Origin of the sequence: Streptomyces sparsogenes subsp. cuspidosporus (assembly GCF_039532705.1) — a bacterium.
GTDB classification, from domain to species: Bacteria; Actinomycetota; Actinomycetes; order Streptomycetales; family Streptomycetaceae; genus Streptomyces; species Streptomyces sparsogenes.
In genome coordinates this window covers 1-3,783 of record NZ_BAAASD010000108.1, presented here as the reverse complement: position 1 = coordinate 3,783, position 3,783 = coordinate 1, and the positions used below count along the sequence as shown (strand labels likewise).

The 3,783-nt window shown below is 72.3% G+C and carries 1 protein-coding gene; it reads right to left on the bottom strand.

Annotation, left to right across the window (positions count from 1 at the left end):
* A partial coding sequence (locus tag ABFY07_RS42450; protein ID WP_346179579.1) for an SDR family NAD(P)-dependent oxidoreductase occupies window positions 1-3,783 on the bottom strand: 3,783 nt, incomplete at both ends.

Here is a 3,783-nt window from a genome sequence, read left to right as displayed (position 1 = left end):
CGCCTCCTCACACTCCGCCAACCGCGCCGCGAACACCTCACTCTCCCCCGCCAGCTCCAACCCCATCCGCACCCACTGCGCACCCTGACCCGGAAAGACAAACACCACCCGATCAGCCCCCGCCACCACCGAACCACGCACCACACCCGCCGCCGGACCACCGGACGCCAACGCCTCCAACCCGGCCAGGAAACCCTCACGATCCGCCGCGACCACCGCCGCACGACTGTCCAGACCAGCACGGCGCGTCGCCAACGCATGACCAACCGCCGCTACGTCGAGGTCCCTGAAGGCGCTCAGCCAGCCGCGCAGCCTGGCCGCCTGACCCCGCAGACCCGATTCGCCTCGGCCCGACACCAGCCATGGCACCGCCCCCTGCGACGGGGTGCCTTCAGGCCGATCGGCCTGAGGCGGCTCCTGCGCCTGCTCGAGAATGACATGGGCGTTGGTGCCGCTCATGCCGAAGGAGGAGACAGCGGCCCGGCGGGGGCGGTCCGCCTCCGGCCACGGCCGGGGCTCCGTGAGCAGTGAGACCGCGCCCGCCGACCAGTCCACCTCCGTGGAGGGCCGGTCGATGTGCAGGGTGCGCGGCAGTTCCCCGTGCCGCAGCGCCATCACCATCTTGATCACGCCCGCGACCCCGGACGCCGCCTGGGCGTGCCCGATATTCGACTTCAGCGACCCCAGCCACAGCGGCCGCCCCTCCGCACGCCCCTGCCCATAGGTGGCCAGCAACGCCTGCGCTTCGATGGGGTCGCCGAGCCGGGTGCCGGTGCCGTGGGCCTCGACCGCGTCCACGTCGGCCGCCGTCAGGCCCGCGTTCGCCAACGCCTGCCGGATCACCCGCTGCTGAGAAGGGCCGTTGGGAGCGGTCAGGCCGTTGGACGCGCCGTCCTGGTTGACCGCCGAACCGCGTACGACCGCCAGCACCCGGTGACCGTTGCCCCGCGCGTCCGACAGCCGCTCCAGGAGCAGCAGCCCCACGCCCTCGGCCCACCCGGTGCCGTCCGCGTCCGCCGAGAACGCCTTGCACCGGCCGTCAGGCGCCAGGCCACCCTGCCGGGAGAACTCCTCGAAGGCCCGCGGGGTAGCCATCACGGAGACTCCACCGGCCAGGGCGAGGGAGCATTCGCCGGAGCGGAGGGACTGGGCGGCCAGATGCAGCGCGACCAGGGAGGAGGAGCAGGCAGTGTCCACCGTGACGGCCGGCCCCTCGAAACCGAACGTGTAAGCCACCCGACCGGACACCACACTGGCGGCATTACCGGTGAGCACGCCACCCGCGGCCCCCTCAGGAGCATCCATCACCAGCGTCGCGTAATCCTGCCCGTTCGTGCCCGCGAACACACCCGTATCACTCCCCCGCAACGACTGAGGATCAATACCCGCCCGCTCGAACACCTCCCACGCAGCCTCCAGCAACAACCGCTGCTGCGGATCCATGGCCACCGCCTCACGCGGCGAAACACCAAAGAAACCACCATCGAACAGCGGAACGTCATACAGGAAACCACCCGACCGAGCCGAACTCAGCCCCCCACCACCCCCAACACCCAACAACCCAGCCAGATCCCAGCCACGGTCATCCGGGAACGGACCCACCGCATCCACCCCACCCGCCACCACATCCCACAACCCCTCCGGCCCCCGCACCCCACCCGGATAACGGCAGCTCATCCCCACAATCACCACCGGGTCATCCCCCACACCACCCACCCCGGGCCGGGCCACCCCAAGACCCGACTCCACACCCACCCCACCCACAACCTCACCACGCAGATGACGGGCCAACGCGTCGGGAGTCGGGTAGTCGAAGACGAGAGTGGCGGGCAACCGCAGTCCGACGGCGGTACTCAGCCGGTTCCGGAACTCCACCGCTGTCAGCGAGTCGAACCCGAAGGTCTTGAACGCGCGCTTCGGATCGATGGCCGCGGCCTCCGCGTGACCGAGCGTGCCCGCCGCGGCGGCCCGGACCAGTTCGAGCAGCACCTCGTCCTGTTCCGCGCCGGGCAGCCCGGCGAGCCGCTGCCGCAGCCCTGCCGTGCCGTCGGCCGCGCCGTCCGCGGGGCGGGATGTGTCACGGCCCTCCATGGCTCGGCGCACCTCTGGGATCTCCGCCAGGAGCGGGCCGGGTCGGCGGTCGGCCCGCGAGACGAAGGTCTCCCAGTCGATGTCGGCGACGGCGAGAAACGTCTCGTTGTCGTCCAGGGCTCGTTGCAGGACGGCGAGCGCCAGTTCCGGGCGCATCCCGGGAAAGCCGCTGCGCCGCAGCCGGTCGCCACGCCCGGGTCGGTCGGCCAGCCCTTGGCCGGCCCAGGCGCCCCAGGCCACGGAGGTGGCCGGGAGGCCTGCCGCGCGCCGCTGTTGGGCCAGGGCGTCGAGGAAGGCGTTGGCCGCCGCGTAGTTGCCCTGTCCGGGACTGCCCAGGGTGCCGGCCGCGGACGAGAACAGCACGAACGCCGACAGGTCGTGCTCCCGGGTCAGCAGGTCCAGGTTGACCGCGGCCCCCGCCTTCGGCCCCAGAACGCGGTCGAAGCGCTCGGGTGTCAGCGAATCGGCCATGCCGTCGTCGAGCACCGCCGCCGTGTGCACGACGGCGGTCAGCGGGTGTTCGGCCGGTATCCCGTCGAGCAGTGCGCGCAGGGCTTCACGATCCGAGACATCACAGGCCGCGACCGTCACCTCGGTCCCGAGCCCGGCCAGCTCGGCCACCAGCTCGTCGGCACCGGGGGCGGAGCCGCCCTGTCTGCTGGTCAGCAGCAGATGGGGGGCGCCGCGCCGGGCCAGCCACCGGGCCGCGTGCCCGCCCAGCGCGCCGGTTCCCCCGGTGATCAGCACGGTGCCGTGCGGGGTCCAGGTCCTTGCCGGGTGGCTGCCCGCCGAGGCGCGTACCAGCCGCCGGGCGGACAGTCCGGCGCCACGGATGGCCAGCTGGTCCTCGTCCGTACCTCCGGCCAGGGCGATGGCGAGCCGGGACGCCGACCGGTCGTCGGGCGTCTCGGGCAGGTCGATCATCCCGCCCCAGCGGTGCGGGTGCTCCTGCGCGATGACCCCTCCCAGTCCCCAGAGGGCGGCTTGGTGAGGGTCGGGTGCGGGGTCGCCGGGCGCGGTGGTGACGGCGTTGTGGGTGAGGAGCCACAGGGGGGCGGAGCCGTGGTGTCGGTCGAGGTCGCGGAGGAGTTGGGTGGTGGCGGGGAGGGAGTCCGGGGCGAGGGCGAGCAGCGACAGCACGCCCGCCACGGGCTGGTTGGGCTCGCTGGTGAGGCCGTCGATGGGGACAGGCACGGCGTCGGCGCCGTGGGTGATCAGTGCTCGCGTGCACAGGTGTACGAGAGGATGGTCGAGCCGGTCGTGCGGTGCCACCACCAGCCAACGGCCCGACAGCGCCGTCGGCCCGTCGGCCACCACCGGAGCCCACACGATCCGATACCGCCAGGAGTGGGCCGTCGCGCGATCACGCTGTTCCTGCCGCCAAGCCGCCAGTGCGGGCAACACGGTGTCCAGGGAGGGTTCGCCGGCCTCGGTGTCCAGACCGAGGGTCTCGGCCAGTTCGCTGACGTCACCGGAATCGAGGAGCTGCCACAGCCTCTCGTCCACCTCGCTTCCGCCCTCGGTGGAAGCGGGCCCGATGGAAGGGGCGGCGGGCTCGGTCGGCGGCCAGTAGCGCTGGTGTTGGAAGGCGTAGGTGGGCAGGTCGATCCACGGGTGGTGGGGGGCGTGGCAGACGGTGTCCCAGTCGACGGGGGTGCCGTGGACGGCGAGTTCCGCCAGGGACAGCGTCAA